The organism is Collinsella aerofaciens (assembly GCF_015556945.1).
Taxonomy (GTDB): Bacteria; Actinomycetota; Coriobacteriia; order Coriobacteriales; family Coriobacteriaceae; genus Collinsella; species Collinsella aerofaciens_AO.
The window spans coordinates 1-17784 of the sequence record NZ_JADNNH010000036.1; the positions used below are offsets into that span (position 1 = coordinate 1).

General features: G+C 46.6%; 13 protein-coding genes. All 13 read left to right on the top strand.

Features of this window, described 5'->3' with window-relative positions:
* The first annotated feature begins 107 nt into the window (after window positions 1-107).
* Window positions 108-3143 (top strand): L,D-transpeptidase family protein, encoded by a 3036-nt coding sequence (locus I2F59_RS09095; RefSeq protein WP_195503936.1) that lies wholly within the window; start codon window positions 108-110, stop codon window positions 3141-3143.
* 184 nt (window positions 3144-3327) lie between these two features.
* On the top strand, window positions 3328-6495 hold the full coding sequence (locus tag I2F59_RS09100) for a hypothetical protein (protein ID WP_195503937.1): 3168 nt from the start codon (window positions 3328-3330) through the stop codon (window positions 6493-6495).
* A 216-nt stretch (window positions 6496-6711) separates the two neighbouring features.
* A complete protein-coding gene (locus tag I2F59_RS09105) occupies window positions 6712-7689 on the top strand; it encodes a glycosyltransferase family 8 protein (RefSeq protein ID WP_115596199.1) in 978 nt (325 codons plus the stop codon).
* Between the two features lie 4 nt (window positions 7690-7693).
* Complete coding sequence (locus I2F59_RS09110) at window positions 7694-8620, top strand: glycosyltransferase family 2 protein (RefSeq protein WP_195503938.1); 927 nt, start codon at window positions 7694-7696, stop codon at window positions 8618-8620.
* 21 nt (window positions 8621-8641) lie between these two features.
* Window positions 8642-9916: a lipopolysaccharide biosynthesis protein gene (locus I2F59_RS09115; RefSeq protein ID WP_138341626.1), complete on the top strand. Its 1275-nt coding sequence runs from the start codon at window positions 8642-8644 to the stop codon at window positions 9914-9916.
* Between the two features lie 77 nt (window positions 9917-9993).
* Window positions 9994-10689: a glycosyltransferase family 2 protein gene (locus I2F59_RS09120; protein ID WP_082222965.1), complete on the top strand. Its 696-nt coding sequence runs from the start codon at window positions 9994-9996 to the stop codon at window positions 10687-10689.
* 11 nt (window positions 10690-10700) lie between these two features.
* A complete protein-coding gene (locus I2F59_RS09125) occupies window positions 10701-11051 on the top strand; it encodes a DUF2304 domain-containing protein (RefSeq protein ID WP_082222966.1) in 351 nt (116 codons plus the stop codon).
* Between the two features lie 4 nt (window positions 11052-11055).
* The gene (locus tag I2F59_RS09130; RefSeq protein ID WP_082222967.1) at window positions 11056-11850 is read left to right on the top strand and encodes a glycosyltransferase family A protein; all 795 of its coding nucleotides are present in this window, start codon (window positions 11056-11058) and stop codon (window positions 11848-11850) included.
* Window positions 11851-11905: 55 nt separating this feature from the next.
* Entirely contained in the window at window positions 11906-13384 is a 1479-nt protein-coding gene (locus I2F59_RS09135) for a DUF2142 domain-containing protein (protein ID WP_040360056.1), read from the top strand.
* Window positions 13385-13397: 13 nt separating this feature from the next.
* Window positions 13398-15674, top strand: coding sequence for a glycosyltransferase (locus tag I2F59_RS09140; RefSeq protein ID WP_195503939.1), 2277 nt, complete (start codon window positions 13398-13400; stop codon window positions 15672-15674).
* Between the two features lie 110 nt (window positions 15675-15784).
* Window positions 15785-16684, top strand: coding sequence for a glucose-1-phosphate thymidylyltransferase RfbA (gene rfbA / locus I2F59_RS09145; RefSeq protein ID WP_118450775.1), 900 nt, complete (start codon window positions 15785-15787; stop codon window positions 16682-16684).
* 95 nt (window positions 16685-16779) lie between these two features.
* Window positions 16780-17217 carry a DUF4869 domain-containing protein gene (locus tag I2F59_RS09150; protein ID WP_117767274.1) on the top strand — a complete coding sequence of 146 codons (438 nt, stop codon included), beginning with the start codon at window positions 16780-16782 and terminating at the stop codon, window positions 17215-17217.
* Between the two features lie 9 nt (window positions 17218-17226).
* Window positions 17227-17697, top strand: coding sequence for a hypothetical protein (locus tag I2F59_RS09155; protein ID WP_229065427.1), 471 nt, complete (start codon window positions 17227-17229; stop codon window positions 17695-17697).
* Window positions 17698-17784 lie beyond the last annotated feature (87 nt).

Consider the following 17784-nt stretch of genomic DNA (forward strand, 5'->3'; position numbering starts at 1 on the left):
GCCTAGGATATCAACTGATTCCGGATATCGGACACAGGGGCCGCAAGGGCCCTTACACCAACTTTCTCGACACTACCCTAAATATGGTCGATTAATGGGGGAGTCGAATGAAAAAGACGCAACGACTGCTAGCAACGGCAATGACGCCATTACTGATCATTCAGTGTCTTCTGACGCCCCTTTCTGTCTGGGCTGATTCTTTACAGGTGCAGCCGGAATCTACTGATTATTCCGTCAGCGCCGCCGACAGCTCGGAAGACGAGGACATCGTCTTAAATGACGAACAACAGGGGGTTGAAGTCGAGCAGCCGACTGTGTCAGACAATGATTCTCCCTTATCCGTTTCTGGCGAGCCTGCCTCCAATGCAACTGATTCGGCGAAACCCAAAAATGATGTATCCACTGTGTTTGGCTCTGTTTCATACCAGACTCATGTACAGGATATTGGCTGGCAAGCTCCCGTTTCAAATGGAATGACGGCGGGCACTACAGGCCGTGCTAAGCGCGTCGAAGCCCTCAAGATTAATTTGCTTTCACAGGATGGCACCCCGCTGAGGAATGACAGCATTTCGGTCCAATCTCACATTTCCGGGATCGGCTGGGAGTCTCAGCCGGTGGGTAACGGGCAGATATCTGGAACAGTTGGACAGTCGCGAGCCATCGAAGCGATCAAGCTGTCTTTGTCGGGCGGTCTTTCTGATTCCTATGACATTTGGTATCGCGTTCATTCTGCAAATGTTGGTTGGCTTGGCTGGGCCTCAAATGGTGAGCCTGCTGGAACGCAGGGCTATGCTTATCAGATTGAAGCTATTCAGATTAAGGTGCTTCCAAAAAATGCTCAAGATGCGCCAGCGCGAGGCGATGCCTTTAGGGATCACTCTCAGGAACCGTCTACCGTTTCCTATCGATCTCATGTCTCTAATGTTGGATGGATGAGTGCCGTCGCGGACGGAAAGACTTCGGGGGTTATTGACTCAAGAAATGCAATTGAGGCGCTGTCGCTCAGCGTTAATTGGTATGGTCGCGGAGGCTCCATTTCCTCTCGTGCGCATGTCTCTGGCATTGGTTGGCAAGGCTGGTCTTCAGGAGTCATTGGCACGACCGGGCAGTCTCGGTCCATTGAGGCCGTTCAGTTTAAGCTGAACGGCGAGATATCTGCAACTTATGGCATTTGGTACCGTGTGTATGCTTCCAAATTGGGCGGATGGCTGGGCTGGACGTCTAGCGGGTCTCCTGCGGGCTCGGTGGGGAAGGGTGCCGCCATTCAGGGTGTTCAGATTTTATTGGTCGAGAAAAGCGGCTCTGCTCCCGGCGATACGTTGAACCATTTCATTGGAGCTACGGATATTCTAAACGGGAGCTCGCTCGGTCTTAACGGTAAAAGCCTGGGCTCTGTACAAGGCAAATCAATCTTATTGGGCTCCGAGAACGGCTCTGAACCTTTAACCTCGCTCTCTATTTCGTTTGATAATCAAGAGATTTTAGGCTCAATTGACTATTCCGGCTTCTTTGAATTTGGCGGATGGAGCGGTGCTGTTTCTGACGGTGCTGCGCTTAACTCTAAAAACGATGGGCGTGTTTTAAAGGCGGTGAGATTGGCTCTTACTGGAGATTTGTCTAAATCCTATGACGTCTGGTATCGCTGTTTTGACTCCAAAAAAGGATGGCTTGGTTGGGCATGCAATGGCTCGGATGCGGGGGCAACGATATCGGGTTCATTCCTTAAGGCTGTCGAAGTAAGGATTGTCAGTAAAGGCGCCGGCGCTCCCGGGATAACGGACGGAGCATTTGTTTCCGATACTTCCGTCGATTGCGCCCACGTTATATATCAGGCCCATTCGGCTAACCGTGGGTGGTCTCCATCTGTTTTAGATGGGCAGGATGCCGGCACAATGGGAAAATCGCTTTCGCTTCAAGCTTTAAACGTGTCGTTGGCCGGTGTGGATGATGGCTCTCTTATTGAGGCGAGGGCCCATGTTGCCAATATTGGTTGGCAGGAATGGCAGTCTGCCGGTTATGTTGGGACCGTTGGACAAGGATTGGCCATTCAGGCTCTTGAACTGCGCTTAAATGGTCCCCTCGCGAATCAATATGACATTTACTATCGAGTTCATTCGGCTGGTTATGGCTGGTTGGGTTGGGCCAAAAACGGCGATTCCGCTGGAACTACCGGGCTTAATATCCAGATAGAAGCTGTTCAAATTAAGCTTGTGGCGAAGGGCGGGGATCCTGGCACATCGTCTAAGCTCGCATTGATCTCGGCGCCAGCTCTGACGCTTCAAGTGCATGTCGCCACACTCGGCTGGATGAATCCTGTTGGTAATGGCGGTGTTGCGGGTACGACTGGCAGATCACTTGCGATTGAGGCATTGAAGCTAAATGTTTCCAGTAGCGTATCGGGCGGTATTGAGTACTCCGCTCATGTGCAGGATGTGGGTTGGCAAGGCTGGGCTTCCAATGGGAATGTCGCTGGCACTGTAGGCCGCGCAAAGCGTACCGAGGCTCTTAAGATTAGGCTGACCGGTGATTTATCGAACTACTTTGATGTTTGGTATCGAGCATATTGCCAAGACTTCGGATGGCTCGATTGGGCTTCAAACGGGCAGCCTGCGGGCACATCTACGATAGGCTGCAGAGTCGAGTCGGTTCAAGTGAAGATTGTTCCCAAAGGCGCTGGTGCTCCCGGTCCTACTGGGCGCCCGTTTACCGATCAGCCCTTACTGCCTGCCGACATGATGACCGTGCTTAATCGGGCTAATAGATATTCGAGCAATACAAACTGGCTCATTATGGTTGACAGGCAAGCATGCCGCCTTGGAGTTTTTCGTGGACAGCGCGGGTCGTGGAGTTATGCTCAATATTGGACTTGCTCCACTGGTGCCCCTAGTACTTCAACGCCTACGGGTGAGTATACCGTCACCGGCAAGGGCTACTCGTTTGGGCATGGGTATACCTGCTACTACTATACGCAGTTTTACGGGGACTATCTGTTCCATTCAATACCGTACTACCAGGGAACTTTTAATCCCATGGACGGCCGGATGGGAATGCATATTTCACAAGGCTGCGTGCGTTTGCCTATCGATCGCGCTAAATGGATTTGGGATAATGTGCCTCTGGCTACCAAGGTGGTAATCTACTAGTTATTCCCGTAAACGCCGAGAGTTTGTTAGGGGACCCTTTCCTGTTGCCGTAGTCTTGGCAACGTGAAAGGGTCCTTGCCTTTAGATGGGCTCCTTTTTCTTCATTCACCTAATTGATGGAATTAATGAAGCTTGCTCCCGATAGTATGGTTATTGACGGCTGTCTATCTAGGAGGCGATTCTCTTGAAAAGGCAATTTAGAGCATTTGTTGTTCTGATTTCCTGCTTCATGTCGATGCTGCTTTTGAGTCCTTTGGCTTGTTGGGCAGATCAAAATGTTAGTTCCAACGAATATGAATCCGTTCCAGAGACCCAATCAGACTCCTCGGATCAAACTGATGCTGTAGCCGATGAATTAGTGCCTTCGATTGATGTTGCCGTGGAGTCCAAAGAGGGGGTCCCGGGCGTCAGCTATAAATCTCACATTTCAGGCATTGGTTGGGAGTCGACGTTTACATCGAATGGTTCGATCTCTGGCACAACGGGCCAGTCTCGTAGGCTTGAGGCGCTCAGGGTTTCCCTTCCCAATTCAGAAGACCTTGGTATCGAATATCGCTCTCATGTTCAAAATGAAGGCTGGCAGGGTTGGGTTTCTAATGGAGCCGTCTCTGGCACGACGGGAAAGGGCCTTCAGATTGAAGCCGTCGAGCTTAAGCTGACGGGTAACAGGGCAGCTTCTTATGACCTGTATTATCGCGTTCATGCTTCTAATTTCGGCTGGCTTGGATGGACGTCAAATGGGTCGACTGCGGGAACCACCGGTTGGTCTTATGCCGTTGAAGCAATACAGATCGTTATTGTAAAGAAGGGCGACGCGGCGCCCGGCGATACCGCTGGCGCTTATGTCCCGTATGTCTTTGACTGCTCTCTTTCTCAGGTTGGGGAGACGACCAAAGTAACCCTGAATATCCCGCAGGTCGAGGATATTAAACGATTCGGCATCGCTGATTCGATAAAGGTGGCAGGCTCCATGTCGTTTGGAGGGAGGGTCACCCGTTCCGTCTCAAGCACGATTGCACTCGGAGATCTGGGCTCTAGCTCCAGTGAAATTGAATTTAGCGATTATGGTCCGTTTGACGTTACGTTGCAGTATTTGAAGAACGGAAACATCGTTCAAGAGGACCATCAGTCAATTGGCATTTCTGCGAGTGAGTACAACCTTGCCCCTTTGAGTGCTTCTTTCCCCGTTGTTCTCTATTCGCTATCTTTCTGGGATATCAGTACCTCTTCTGCTGGAACGACCGTTCCGTCAATTGTAATGCTCGATCGTCCAAGTGCCTATAACTGGAACTCGCTTCCATCCGGGATGTACGGTCTTCCGTATCTGACTCATGAGGAGAATGCTTCTAGTTCGAGCTATCAGGCGTTCGCGGATTATGTCGCTGCTCTCTACAAGATCAATCCCAAGGCAAAGTTCAATCTGTATATCAATGACATCACCTGTTCGTTGATCCATAGGATGATTTACGCCAACAAGATTCCCGCAGGCCAATACTCCATTCGGCTGTTGTCCGATGGATCCTCCACGTATGTCTTTACCAACGAAGCCTTTGACGTTAAGGATCCAGATTCTAAGCAAGCGGAGCTGATTACTTTATGGAACGCCGCCAAGAATAAGGAATACGAAACCGGTGAGGTCTCAAAGTCGTATAGCGATTATCACGATCACTGGGATTCTATGTATGCCGTGCTGAGTATTGAGCCTGGCACTCAGTGGTGGATGACTCGAACGAATCTGTTTACGAGTGGTGACGATAATGCCTTTGCGAATAAGATCGCGTCCGATCCCGGCGTTAAGAAGGTGAATGTTTCGGGCATGCTTACGAGCCTGCAGAATAGGGGAGAGGATACAGTCCAAGCGTTTAAGGCGCTGTACAACTTTAACGATGGCTATTTTGATGCGGCGACTCAGCAGGGCAAAAAGGTAATGATGCTGCTTGGAACGTACGTTTCTTACGAGCAGAATTTTGACGACTATGCCAACTTGACCGAAGTTATCTATGGCGATGACTATTTGTATTATTACAAGGGGCATCCAAACACACCGACGGGTATGTATCCCCAAAAGCAGGAACAGCTTGACCGTCTTGGCATTACCGATGTCGATTCTTCCGTCGCTGCAGAGCTGATCCTCTTCTTTAATCCGGAGATCGGTCTGTCTGGTTATGGGTCTAGTACGTATAACTCGGCCAGTGCCGATGCTGCTGGTGGACTTTGGAATTCCACAAAGGCCGAGGCCTTGAAGCCGGGTGCCGTCATCGATTATTCCATTATGGATTGGTTTGCTTCTCCGATTACCGAAGACACGGATGCTGCTATCAGATCCCTTTGCAAACAGGGAGACTCTTGCTATCTCGTAGAGTTTTCGGATTCCATACTTGCTTCGGCAAATTACGACTTTGCTATCTATTCGCACAATAGCGGTGCTCTGACTTATTTCAAGAAGGGCGAGTCGGGCTATGATGTTGTTAAGGTGTCACGAGGCCCTCTTGACGTCTTGGCAACTTCGCATGTTTCAAATGACGGCTGGCAATCGGCCTCTAAGGGTGGAAATGCTTCCGGTACCGTTGGGCAGTCAAAAGCCGTCGAGGCTATTACTCTCAATCTGCAGAATGCTCCCTATGATGGTGCATTGGAGTACAGGACACATGTTTCCGATTATGGCTGGCAGGGCTATGTGAAGGAGGGGAAAGTTTCTGGTACTACGGGCCAGAGCAAGTCTGTCCAGGCTATTCAGATTCGCCTGACTGGTGAGATGGCCAATCACTATGACGTTTATTATCGAGCTCACGTTCAGGATAAGGGATGGCTCGGTTGGGCCTGCAATGATCAAGTTGCCGGAACGACCGGTTTCGTTTTGAGGCTAGAGGCATTTCAGGTCGTTTTGGTCGAAAAGGGTTCGCCCGCTCCTGGGGATACGAGTCAGCCCTCTATTCAGAGAGCGTTTTCAATCAAGGCACATGTTTCAAACCTTGGTTGGCAGTCGCCTGTTTACGAAGGCATGACCGTTGGCACAACTGGCCGAAATCTTGCTGTTGAGGCGTTGACGATTAGCAAGCCTGACCTAGGGTATTCCGGCGGTATCGAGTATCGAGCTCACGTTCAAAATATCGGCTGGCAAAAGTGGGTCAAAAATGGAAAGGTTGCCGGTACTACGGGGAAGTCTCTTGCTGTTGAGGCTGTTGAAATAAAACTGACGGGAGATCTTGCCAAGCATTATGACGTTGTCTATAGGGCACACGTTCAAAGCAAAGGTTGGCTAGACTGGGTTAAATCGGGCGAGTGTGCCGGTACAACTGGTGAGGCTCTGCATCTAGAAGCGCTTGAGGTTAGGCTGGTTGAGAAAAGCTAAATATAGATCCAATTTGCCTATATACCAACGCTAATGAAGTGGGGGTGAATTGATGGGGTTGTAGTCCCCTCAATTCACCCTCCTTAGTTGCAAGTTATTTGAAAGAGACAAACCGTGCTAGACTTTATCCTTTGTGTAAGGATTTCGTTTCGGCCTCTTTCATTAAGTCGTCATCATTAATTTCTATTGGGTGAATTAAGGTGAAGTTTGGTAATCATGAATTTGCTTTATACGGTTGATAACAATTTTGTCCCACAGTTGGCCGCCAATATTTGCTCGGTTGTTTCAAATCATTCCGGTATTCAAGACATTACTTTTCATGTCTTCTCTAATGGCATTACAGAGGATAACCAGCGTTTGCTCCAGGAGATGGTGACCGAATACAACCAAAACCTTGTATTTTATGATATTTCGAACTTCAAAGATGCTCTCGGGTTTGATTTTGATACATCGGGATGGAATGAAATAGTTCTTGCTAGGCTTTTGATGGCACATTTTCTACCTAATGAGATCGAAAGAGTTATTTACCTCGATGGCGATACGATTGTTCTTGGGGATATTGCTCTTCTTTGGAATCAAGATCTTAAGGGTTGCGTGGTTGGAATGGTTCCCGAGCCAACGGTCGGCCCATCTCGACTTAATGATTTAGACTTAAATGGCTGTCTGTACCACAATGCTGGCGTGTTGCTCGTTGATTTAAAGCAATGGAGATCAACTTGTTGCGAAGATCAATTATTGGATTATTGCGAGCGCCGCTCAGGACGCTTGTTTGCGAATGATCAAGATGCTCTAAATGCAGTACTTAAAGATAAGATTTGCAGTTTATCCCCTGCGTTCAATTATTCCAATATCTTTGACTACTATCCGTTTATATTCTTAAACTCGTTAATGCCGGGCTTTTCGGATGAAAACAGTTTTAATACCGCAAGATCGAAGCCCATCGTTGTCCATTATCTCGGCGAAGAGAGGCCATGGCGGCGGGGGAATACTCATCGCTTCAATAATGAGTATCACTTTTATTTATCAGAAACGTTCTGGAAGGACGCGAAAGATGAAGATGGTTGGGGCGCTTATTTTCTTGCTTGGCGGACTTTTAATTTCCTAACCAGGCCTTTTCCTCAGCTTCGTTATAAAGTGATCAGCGGGTTGATTCCCGCATTTCTTAAATATCGTGCCTCGCAAAGAAATAAATAGGATTATGGATAAAATCAAAGACAAGTCTGTTTGCATTGTTTTACCCACATATAACGGCGGAAAGTATTTGGCCAAACAGCTTGATAGTATCTTGGAGCAAACTTGGCCTAATTGCTCCGTCTATATTCGTGATGATGGTTCATCGGATGAAACTGTTGAAATTGCACAATGGTACTGTCGGTCAAACTCCAGCATTCATTTAATTCAAGATTCAATCGGTAATCTTGGGTGCCCAAATAGTTTTTATGAAATTATCAAACGGGTTCCCGAATATGACTACTATGCATTTGCCGATCAGGATGATATTTGGAAGACCGATAAAATTGAACGGGCAGTCAGGGCAATTGAAAATAGTGGAGACAAGGTGCCGACTGTCTACTTTTCTTCCTTTTCATATGTAAACGAAGATGGCGAGACGATACGCGAGTCGGCTCCGCAGGACAAGTACCTCTCTTTTCATAACACCTTGTTTTATACTCCCGGACTAGGCTTCACGATAGTATTTAATCGCCTTGCCTGCAGGGCCTTTATTCTTGAGGTAGATCCAGGGAATGAAATGCATGATCGCTGGCTGATTCGGTGTGCTTCGGCATTTGGAAAGGTATTGTTTGATTCCGTCTGTACGGCTTCACATGTTCGTCATTCCTCTGCGGTCACGTCTGGAGATAATCGTTATTTTGATCTTTTAAAGACCTATTTTAAGGACGAGCTATTTGGTGATAGATCGAAAGATGAGAGTAAAAAGTTAAGCCATTTTTCTGCGGTGTTTTATGATGAGCTTAGTTTTGAGCAGAAACATGAGCTTGATATTTTCACCAATGATGATGGGATTATTTCAAGACTTAGGAAAGCATTTTTCCCAAAGCGTCTGCGACCTACTTTGATTTCTGATTTACTTCTTCGCGTTTTGTTTTTATTCAACAAGGCCTGATGATCCACTGCTGGAGTGATTGTGTCTAATAGAAAAACGAAAGAACTCTCTGTTGAGCAGAGTCTTGTTTGGAACAGCGTCGGCTCGATGGCGTATTTGATTTGCAACTGGCTGATTACTGTTCTTGTGGTGACACTTGGTTCCGACATTAGCATGTCTGGTAGCCTTGCTGTGGCTATGTCTGTTGGTAATATTTTTGCGACCATTGTTTTGCTTAGAGCGCGCCCCGTTCAGGTTTCTGAGAGCTATTCTGATTTTACGACTGGGAATTTTATCGCTCATAGAATCGTTGCAACAATACTTGCCTGTGTAATTTGCTTCTTCTATTGTTTAGTCTCTGTTGCATTCAACGATTGGGCAGTTGTTGCTGTTTATTGCCTATTTAAAGCTGGTGATTCATTTGTCGATGTTCTTCACGGTGTGGATCAGGTAAACAACAGATTGGACATTGCGGCTATCTCTCAAATAGTTCGTGGCGTAGGAGTTCTAGTCTCCTTTTCGTTGTGCTTGTTGCTATTTGATAACTTGGTAATAGCCGTTGCTTCAATGGCTTTTGTTACCATAGCTGTTGTGCTTACATATGATTTTAGAATGACAAAACGGTTTTGTGCCGTTATACCTGATTTTGATTTTACTTCCCTTATCAAATTGTCGCGTATCTGCTTTCCCGGTTTTGTTGCATCTCTTGCGTGCACGGCTGTTGTTAGCGTAACAAGACAGTTCTATGGCCTTTCCTATGGAAATGAGGCGTTGGGTTTTTATGCCGCCGTTGCCACTCCGACTGCCGTAATTCAGGCTCTCGTATCTTATCTATATGCCCCCCTGCTTGGACCTATTTCGGCAATGTGGCGAGAAAACGAAACTCACCGATTACGCTTAGTATTTATTAAGATGCTCGTTTCCGTATTCGTTTTGACGGCGATGTGTGCCATGGCTAGTGCTTTCATAGGCGAACCTGTGCTTACTGCTATTTATGGCAAAGAAGTTGGCCTTCACTCAGATTATCTTCCGTTGGCACTCGTTGCTACCGCATTCACTGGTTTGAACTTTTTCACTATTGATGTCTTTATTGCATTTGGGAAACCGATTATTGGCACGATTTCTGGTGCCGCTTCGTTAGCGTTGGCCGTGTTTCTTTCTCGTTATTGTTTTGTGAATCCGGTATTTGCTTCTGATGCAAATGTCATCAATATCATTATCTTGGTGGCATACGGTTTTGGATTATTATTTTCCTTCCTTTGTATAATTAACCTATTAAATCGGAAGGCGAAGCAATCTGTCACATCCGAACTGTAAATTCGCTCTCCTTGTTTCGATAGGGTTTTTCAGTTCGACTTGGGCTGTTTGATTGATATTCTGTACTGAGGATTCAGATGATGCATGAATTAAGAGCGCTGGTTATCATCCCAGCTTTTAATGAAGAGGCGAACATTTTAGATACGGTTTCTTCTGTGGAGGAAGCTGGATACGATTATGTAGTTATTAACGATGGCTCCACTGATGACACTTTGCGTGTTTGTCGCGATGCGGGGGTTAATGTCCTGGATTTACCGCAGAATCTTGGCATTGGAGGCGCGGTTCAAGCCGGACACAAATATGCCAAACGCTTTGGCTATGATGTAGACATCCAAGTTGATGGTGATGGGCAGCATGACGCCCATTACATATCGCGCTTGCTTGATGAAATAAATAATGGGTCTGATTTAGTTATCGGATCGCGATTTCTTGAGGAATCTGAAGGCTTCAAGTCAACCTTCTTGAGGCGTCTTGGAATTAGATGGCTCTCTGCGGTAATTCATCTTACAACTCACGTTCGTGTTAGCGACCCCACTTCTGGTTTTCGCGCATGTGGATCTAAGGCCATAGATCTGTTCTGTAAAAAATATCCCGTAGACTATCCGGAGCCGGATTCTGCTGTTGCGGCTATGGTTAAGGGCCTTCGCGTTACAGAAGTGCCTGTCGTAATGAAAGAACGACAGGGGGGAAAGTCGTCAATTTCTGGTTTTAGTAGCATTTATTACATGATAAAGGTTACTTTGGCGATTATCATCTCTTCATTCTCGAATTAGGACGGGTTGTTATGCATATTTCCTTACAGTTTGGTGTCATTACTGCTTGTTTAGTTTTGCTTTGTTTTGTGCTGCGTCTTGTATTAAAGGATAGCCTTCAGCTCAAGTATTCACTTCTTTGGATTGTTCTTGCATTGGTTTTGTTGGTATGCGGCCTCTTTCCGCAACCTCTTTACTTCATTTCAAGTTTATTTGGTTTTCAGACTCCAGCCAATTTTGTTTTTGTCTTAGGGTTTTTATTTTTGATATGCATTGTTCTTTCTATGGCATGTCTGTCAAGTAAACAATCTTCTGCAATTGCTAACTTAACTCAACGAATTGCATTGCTTGAAAAAGAGCTTGAATCAAAAAATAGGGAGTAATGCCATGTGCTTGGCAAAAGATCATACATTTGTATTGTGCGCATACGGCGAGTCTCCGTACTTGTCTGACTGTTTAGATTCTTTAGTGAACCAAAGCACCCGAAGTAATATCCTTATATCGACGTCAACTCCTAATTCCTATATTGATCGTATAGCGTCTAATTATTCGATTCCGGTAATTGTTAACGAGGGGTCGCCTAGCATATCTCATGACTGGAATTGTGCTATTGCGAATTCAAATACAAAGCTTGTGACTATAGCTCATCAGGATGATATCTATAGCTCTAGTTATACGGAAACTATGCTGCGGGCTATGAAAGAAGCGGATCGACCTTTAATCTTCTTTTCTAATTATGGTGAGATAAGAAATGGCGTATATGAAGAAAACCTCCTTATTCTGAAAATTAAGAGAATTTTACTTCGTAAGTTTGCTCGCCACGGCGCTCTTTCATCGGTTAAGGATAAAAGGGATATCCTGAGGTTCGGTTCCGCCATCTGCTGTCCTTCTGTGACATTTAATCTAAGCATCTTACAGACACCGTTATTTATGACAGACATGAAATGTGACTTGGACTGGGAGGCATGGGAAAGATTCTCGAAAATCGACGGATCTTTCGTTTATTCTCCCGAGGTTTTAATGTTTCATCGAATTCATGAAGGCTCTGAGACCACGGCGTTGATTAAAGATGATACAAGGAGGTCGGAGGATGAAACTATGCTTCAAAAATTCTGGCCCAAGTGGTTTGCTCCAATAGTCTGTAGCCTGTATTCGCTTAGCATGAGAAGCAATTCTTTATGACGCTGCAACAATGCCGGCGTAAGTTGAACATTTATCGAGACGGAGTTGTAGAGTTATGAATCTAGATACCTTTACTGGTCATCTGAAACTATCTGATAGTTATCGAAAAGCTCTGACGTTTATCGTTTATCCACTTATAGCTGCACTCTCTCTTTGCTTGGGATTTTTCTACTATTGCGCCTTTAAAGCCAGCGCTATCGGATTGCCTGGGCTATGGCTCTCGGCTCTGCCCTTAATCGCCTGCTTGTTCGTTGGTGTCCTATTATTAATTAAAGAGCAGCACAATCCCGCAATTTGCTTTGTGGTGATTGGTGTGCCCGCTGTAACTGCTTTTGGCCTTTTCATGCTGCCCGCTAATGTTCCAGACGAGGCTTCTCATATTTGGCAGGCGGCCGCCTTATTGTCTCGTAACGGCAATGGCTTTGATGTTGTCTCTTGCTTCCAATTGGGTCAGTTTCCTTCATCGTACGCAGATTATTTTAATGCAATGACTCAGCCTACCGATTGGTCTAGCGTCTTTGTGTGCCATACGTATTTGGGGAGCTATTACCCTCATCTTTATTTAATTCCGGGAGTAATTCTAGGATTTGCGCAGCAAACGGGTTTCAATGCCTTTGTGGCCCTTTCAGTTTCGCGCGTGTGCGCTGGATTAATATATTGCTTCGCGGCTTATTGGATAATCAAACTGATGCCAGTTGGTAAAAATGCTGTTTTGATTTTTTTACTAAATCCCATTTTATTGCAGCAGGAAGCGTCTGTTTCGGCTGATTCTGTCGCAAACATTGTTGCCATTTTGTACGTTGCTGTAGTTGTTAAGATTTATGCGGACTCGTTGTACTCATATCGATCTCTGCTGGCGTTAATACTGCTATCCGTTTTACTGCTTCTTTCAAAGATAATGTTTTTCCCGTTGGTACTCTTGAATCTTATTCACTGGAAAAAACTTAAAGGAACAGACAGCTATATAAAGTTCATCTTTTCCTTCTTTGCGATAGCTTTTGTTGCGAGCTGTGCGTTCGTGTCTCTTTATCATGGTAGTTTCATGCCAGATTCTTTTGATTTGATGCGAGCGCCGCTGCATTGCGCAAAGGTCTTTATTAAGTCTATTTGGGAGATGGGGCCATTCTGGTTTCAATCCTATGCAGGTTACAATCTTGGCGCTCTTTCGATTAATGTTTGGCCATTTTGTTTTTGGCTTTACATCATTCTTCAGTCCGTTGTTCTGTTTTATAACGATGAGAATAATAAAAAATTATTCTGCAGTACGGATCGCTTTGTAATGATTGCTGTTGTATTCGTCAATTTCTTCCTGATTGTTATGACGATGAGGAACTGGACTCTTACTGTTGATAAGCGTGAAGATATTATCATGGGGGTCCAAGGACGATATTTATTCCCACTGGTCCTTCCGGTTCTGTTGAATATCTTGCGACCGATAAAATCAAGTTCTGAAGGACATGTCTTGCTTGGTTCTTCATTGATAATGAGTACTATTCTATTTGTTGACTTTATTTCAATTCTTTCTGCGTTTTAGGAGTTAGTGTTTCATGTTGAACCTTCTTGAGGGCATTGTTTACACCGTTAAAGAAGAGGGCTTTTATAACGTCCCCAAGAAGGTCTCCCATGTACTCTCAATGCATAGGCCTCGATTTGATTTTGGCTCTCGCCAAGACAATTCTTTTTTTGATGTTATTTTTATTAATGGATGTGATTATTCCGTTCCGCATCCTATTAGGTACCGTGTCGATCATCAGATTGAGGAACTTGAGGCTGCCGGCTTAACGGTCCAAAAGGTTAATGCCTGGGAGATGGAAAAGGATATTCTTAGGCATGCGCGTACTTTTATTATTTTCCGTTGTCCCCTAAGTGATGAAGTTGAATCTTTAATTAGGCAGGCAAAAAAACTCAATAAGCGTGTTATTTATGACATTGATGATTTGGTTATCGACACTGCTTATACCGATTCTATTCCGTTCGTTAATGCAATGACTGCTCATGATAAGTCTTGCTATGACGATGGAGTCAGGCGAATGGGTGAAACACTGAAGCTTTGCGATTGCGCTATCACTACTACTGAGGGTATGGCGGAAGAACTAAAAAAATATGTTCCCAGGGTCTATATAAATAGAAATGTAGCATCTGAATCGATGATTGATTATTCGAATATTGCTATCTATCGTCGAGATGTACTCCCCAGCTTGCAAAGCTCAAGCGTCTTGCCCGAGGATAGGGTTCCCTATAAGCGAGCGGTTGAGCGAAGGGATGAAAAACAGAAAACTCAGGAAATCAGAATCGGCTATTTTAGCGGAAGCATTACCCATAATGCAGATTTCAATTCAGTGCTCCCAGCATTATCTAAGGTAATGGAGACTCATCACAACGTCACCCTGATGGTGGGCGGGGAACTCGATGTTCCTGATGACTTGATGCCATTTTCTGAACGTATTGTCACGTTCCCATTTTGCGATTGGCGTCGGCTTCCAAATTATATAGCTTCCTGTGATATCAATATCGCTCCTTTGGAGAATACTCTATTCAATCGAGCTAAATCCGAGAATAAATGGATTGAATCATCGCTTGTTAAGGTTCCTACGGTTGCTAGCAATGTTGGCGCCTTTAAGAAGATGATTCAGGATGGCGTTACTGGATTTCTCTGCGATTGTGTTGAGGACTGGTGTGCTGCCCTCAATCGTCTGATATTAGATTCTGATCTTAGGAAGAGCGTCGGCGAATCTGCATATTTATACTGCCATGAGCACTGCACTACTGTTTCGGCTGCTAAAGCAATCCGAGATATTATTGTAAAAGAACAATCTCCCAATCTCGCAATGGTCATGCCGAGCGTGAATACTAGCGGTGGTGTCTTAGTCGCCCTTAGGCATCTGTGCATTCTTCAAGACGCTGGCGTTGATGTATTGTTGCTTAATACTGATGATTCAACAAAGTGGCTTGAAGTTTCCGGACATCGTATTCCTGTTCTTAATCGTGTCGTTCCTAGCGGTAAGCTCGATAAATGTCCTTTGTCGGGTGCAATTGATACCGCAGTTGCAACCCTTTGGGACACTCTTGATTTTGTTAGGCGCTATCCACGTATTGGTAAGAAAAAGTACTTGGTCCAGAATCTGGAGACCGATTTTTATCTTCCAGGAGATAGACTACGCCTTCAAGCAAATGCCACGTATTTGAATAATGATATTGACTATTTGACAATTTCGCCTTGGTGTGAGGAATGGCTTCAGGACAGGTTCGGTCAGGATTGTAAGTCTGTGCCAAACGGACTTGACCTTGCTGCGTTCCCTCATTCTGTGCGCGATTTTTCTTTGCCCAAAATTAGGATTCTAATTGAGGGGGATTGCGGTTCTGATTATAAAAATGTTGATGAAGCTTTCAGGGTAGTGGAAAGGCTTGACTCTGAAAGATATGAGATTTGGTACATGAACTACACTGGTAAAAAGAAGCCTTGGTACCGTATTGATAATTTCCTCGGTAGAGTACCGCATGATCAAATATCAGACATCTATAACCAGTGTCATATTTTATTGAAGACAAGCATTCTCGAAAGTTTTTCATATCCCCCGCTGGAGATGATGGCGACCGGCGGCTTTGTTGTTGCTGTTCCCAATGGAGGTAATGCAGAGTTCCTTCGCGACGGATTGAATTGCTTGCTTTATGACCGGGGAGATATTGATGCTGCGGTGAGCTGCATTAATCGCATCGTTAATGATCACGGTCTTCGTAAGACGCTGTATGACGGGGGATTGAAGACTGCGGAGGAGAGGGACTGGTCAAAACTGACGGATAGAGTCGTTCGCCTATATGACTGATACTATAGTTTTAATGTGATGGATGCATACTTGCGGCAACGTAGACCTTTAAGTTAACGTTGCCGCAAGCATGCAATGTCTGGCTGCTTTATTTTTTAAGGAGTTATGTTATGAAAGGCATCATCCTCGCCGGCGGGTCCGGCACGCGCCTGTACCCGCTCACGCTCGTGACCTCCAAGCAGCTGCTGCCGGTCTACGACAAGCCCATGATCTACTACCCGCTTAGCACCCTCATGCTGGCGGGCATCCGGGATATCCTGGTCATCTCCACCCCGACCGACCTGCCCAACTTCGAGCGCCTGCTTGGGGACGGCTCGCGCTACGGCGTGAACCTGTCCTACGCCGAGCAGCCCTCGCCGGACGGCCTTGCGCAGGCCTTCACCATCGGCGAGGACTTCATCGCCGGCGAGCCGTGCGCGCTGGTGCTCGGCGACAACATCTTCTACGGCAACGGCCTGTCCCGCCACCTGACGCGCGCCGTCCAGAACGCCGAGTCGGGCCGCGCCACGGTCTTCGGCTACCACGTGGACGACCCCGAGCGCTTCGGCGTCGTGGAGTTCGACGGGGAGGGCAGGGCCGTCTCCATCGAGGAGAAGCCCGCCGAACCCAAGAGCTCCTACGCCGTCACCGGCCTGTACTTCTACCCGGGCGACGTGGCAGCCAAGGCGCACGAAGTGAGGCCCTCGGCCCGCGGCGAGCTCGAGATCACCACGCTCAACCAGATGTACCTGGAGGAGGGGACGCTGTCCGTGGTGACCCTCGGCCGCGGCTACGCGTGGCTGGACACCGGCACCATGGAGAGCCTGCACGAGGCCGCGGAGTTCGTCCGCGCCGTGGAGCACTCCCAGGACCTGCCCGTGTCCGTCCCCGAGGAGATCGCCTGGGAGAACGGCTGGATCTCCACCGCCGAGCTTGAGGAGGCCGCCAAGGCCTACGGCAAGTCGGTCTACGGGCGGCACCTGAAGAAGGTCGCCGCCGGCGAGATCGTCAACAGCCCGCGCGAGTACTAGCGCAAGCTTGTTTTCTTTTAGGGGTCACCGTTTATCTGGTGGCCCCTTTCGTTATGATTACGTTGACCATAAAGACAATATGATTGGGAGTGGATGTGTTAAGCGTCTACTTTGGCGATATGCCAGAAGCGATTTACAACACAGCGACATATTTCAAAAACTCTTACCGGTCTTCTTGGATTACGGATCCCTATGCAGTCTCGATAATTAAAGATGTTGATCGATCGGATGTTGTCTCCGAAAACGTCATCGAAAGCCCTGTGCTTGGATCCATCTCCCCACTCCAGCTTTCTGGTGGCGTGAAAACGCTGCTGCTTATGAGATTTGATCGTAAGCAAATTTTTAACGCTTCTACCTGTGGTGACAACTGTGCCAAGTGGATTCTCGACATGGCGAAAGACCGCAAGCTTGTTGTGAATCTCTATCATGTGATGGACTTTGGTCGCGAGGATTTTAAAATTAAAGTCGTGAATAGTGGCCGAATCGTTCACAACATGGCCGAATTGATTCACGAGTCGATTCCGTATCTGTAGGTACTGCTTATGAACGGTTCGCATCTCGTTAAGATTTCCCGCCGCAGGGGAACTAAGTACACATTTACCATCAAGCGGAACATCACTATTGTGCGTGGCGATAGTGGCACGGGTAAGACGACACTGTTTGACATGGTCGCAGACTACATGCGAACGGGCGAGCAGTCGGGCGTTTCCTTGCAATGCGATTGTCCCTGTGTCGCCCTGACCGATTATGATTGGCGAAACCAGCTTTCGTCCGTTCATGACTCGATTGTATTTGTCGATGAGGGCTTAAAAGAGATCCATTCTGATGAGTTTGCCCATCATGTGCTGTATTCTTCGAATTATTTCGTGCTGATCTCAAGGGCTGATTTCCCCAATCTTCCGTATAGCGTGGATGAGATTTACAAGATTAAGACGAGCGGAAAATACCATTCTTTCGTCCCTGTTTATCAAGATCGCGGGAATCTGTTAGCGCCGGGCGATTTTAGCCGCTAATAGTCAAACGATTTTGACCAATCCCGGTCACCGAATAATGGCCACCGTGCCTCCCCGCCGCCACTACGCTGGTGGTGCCAACACGCC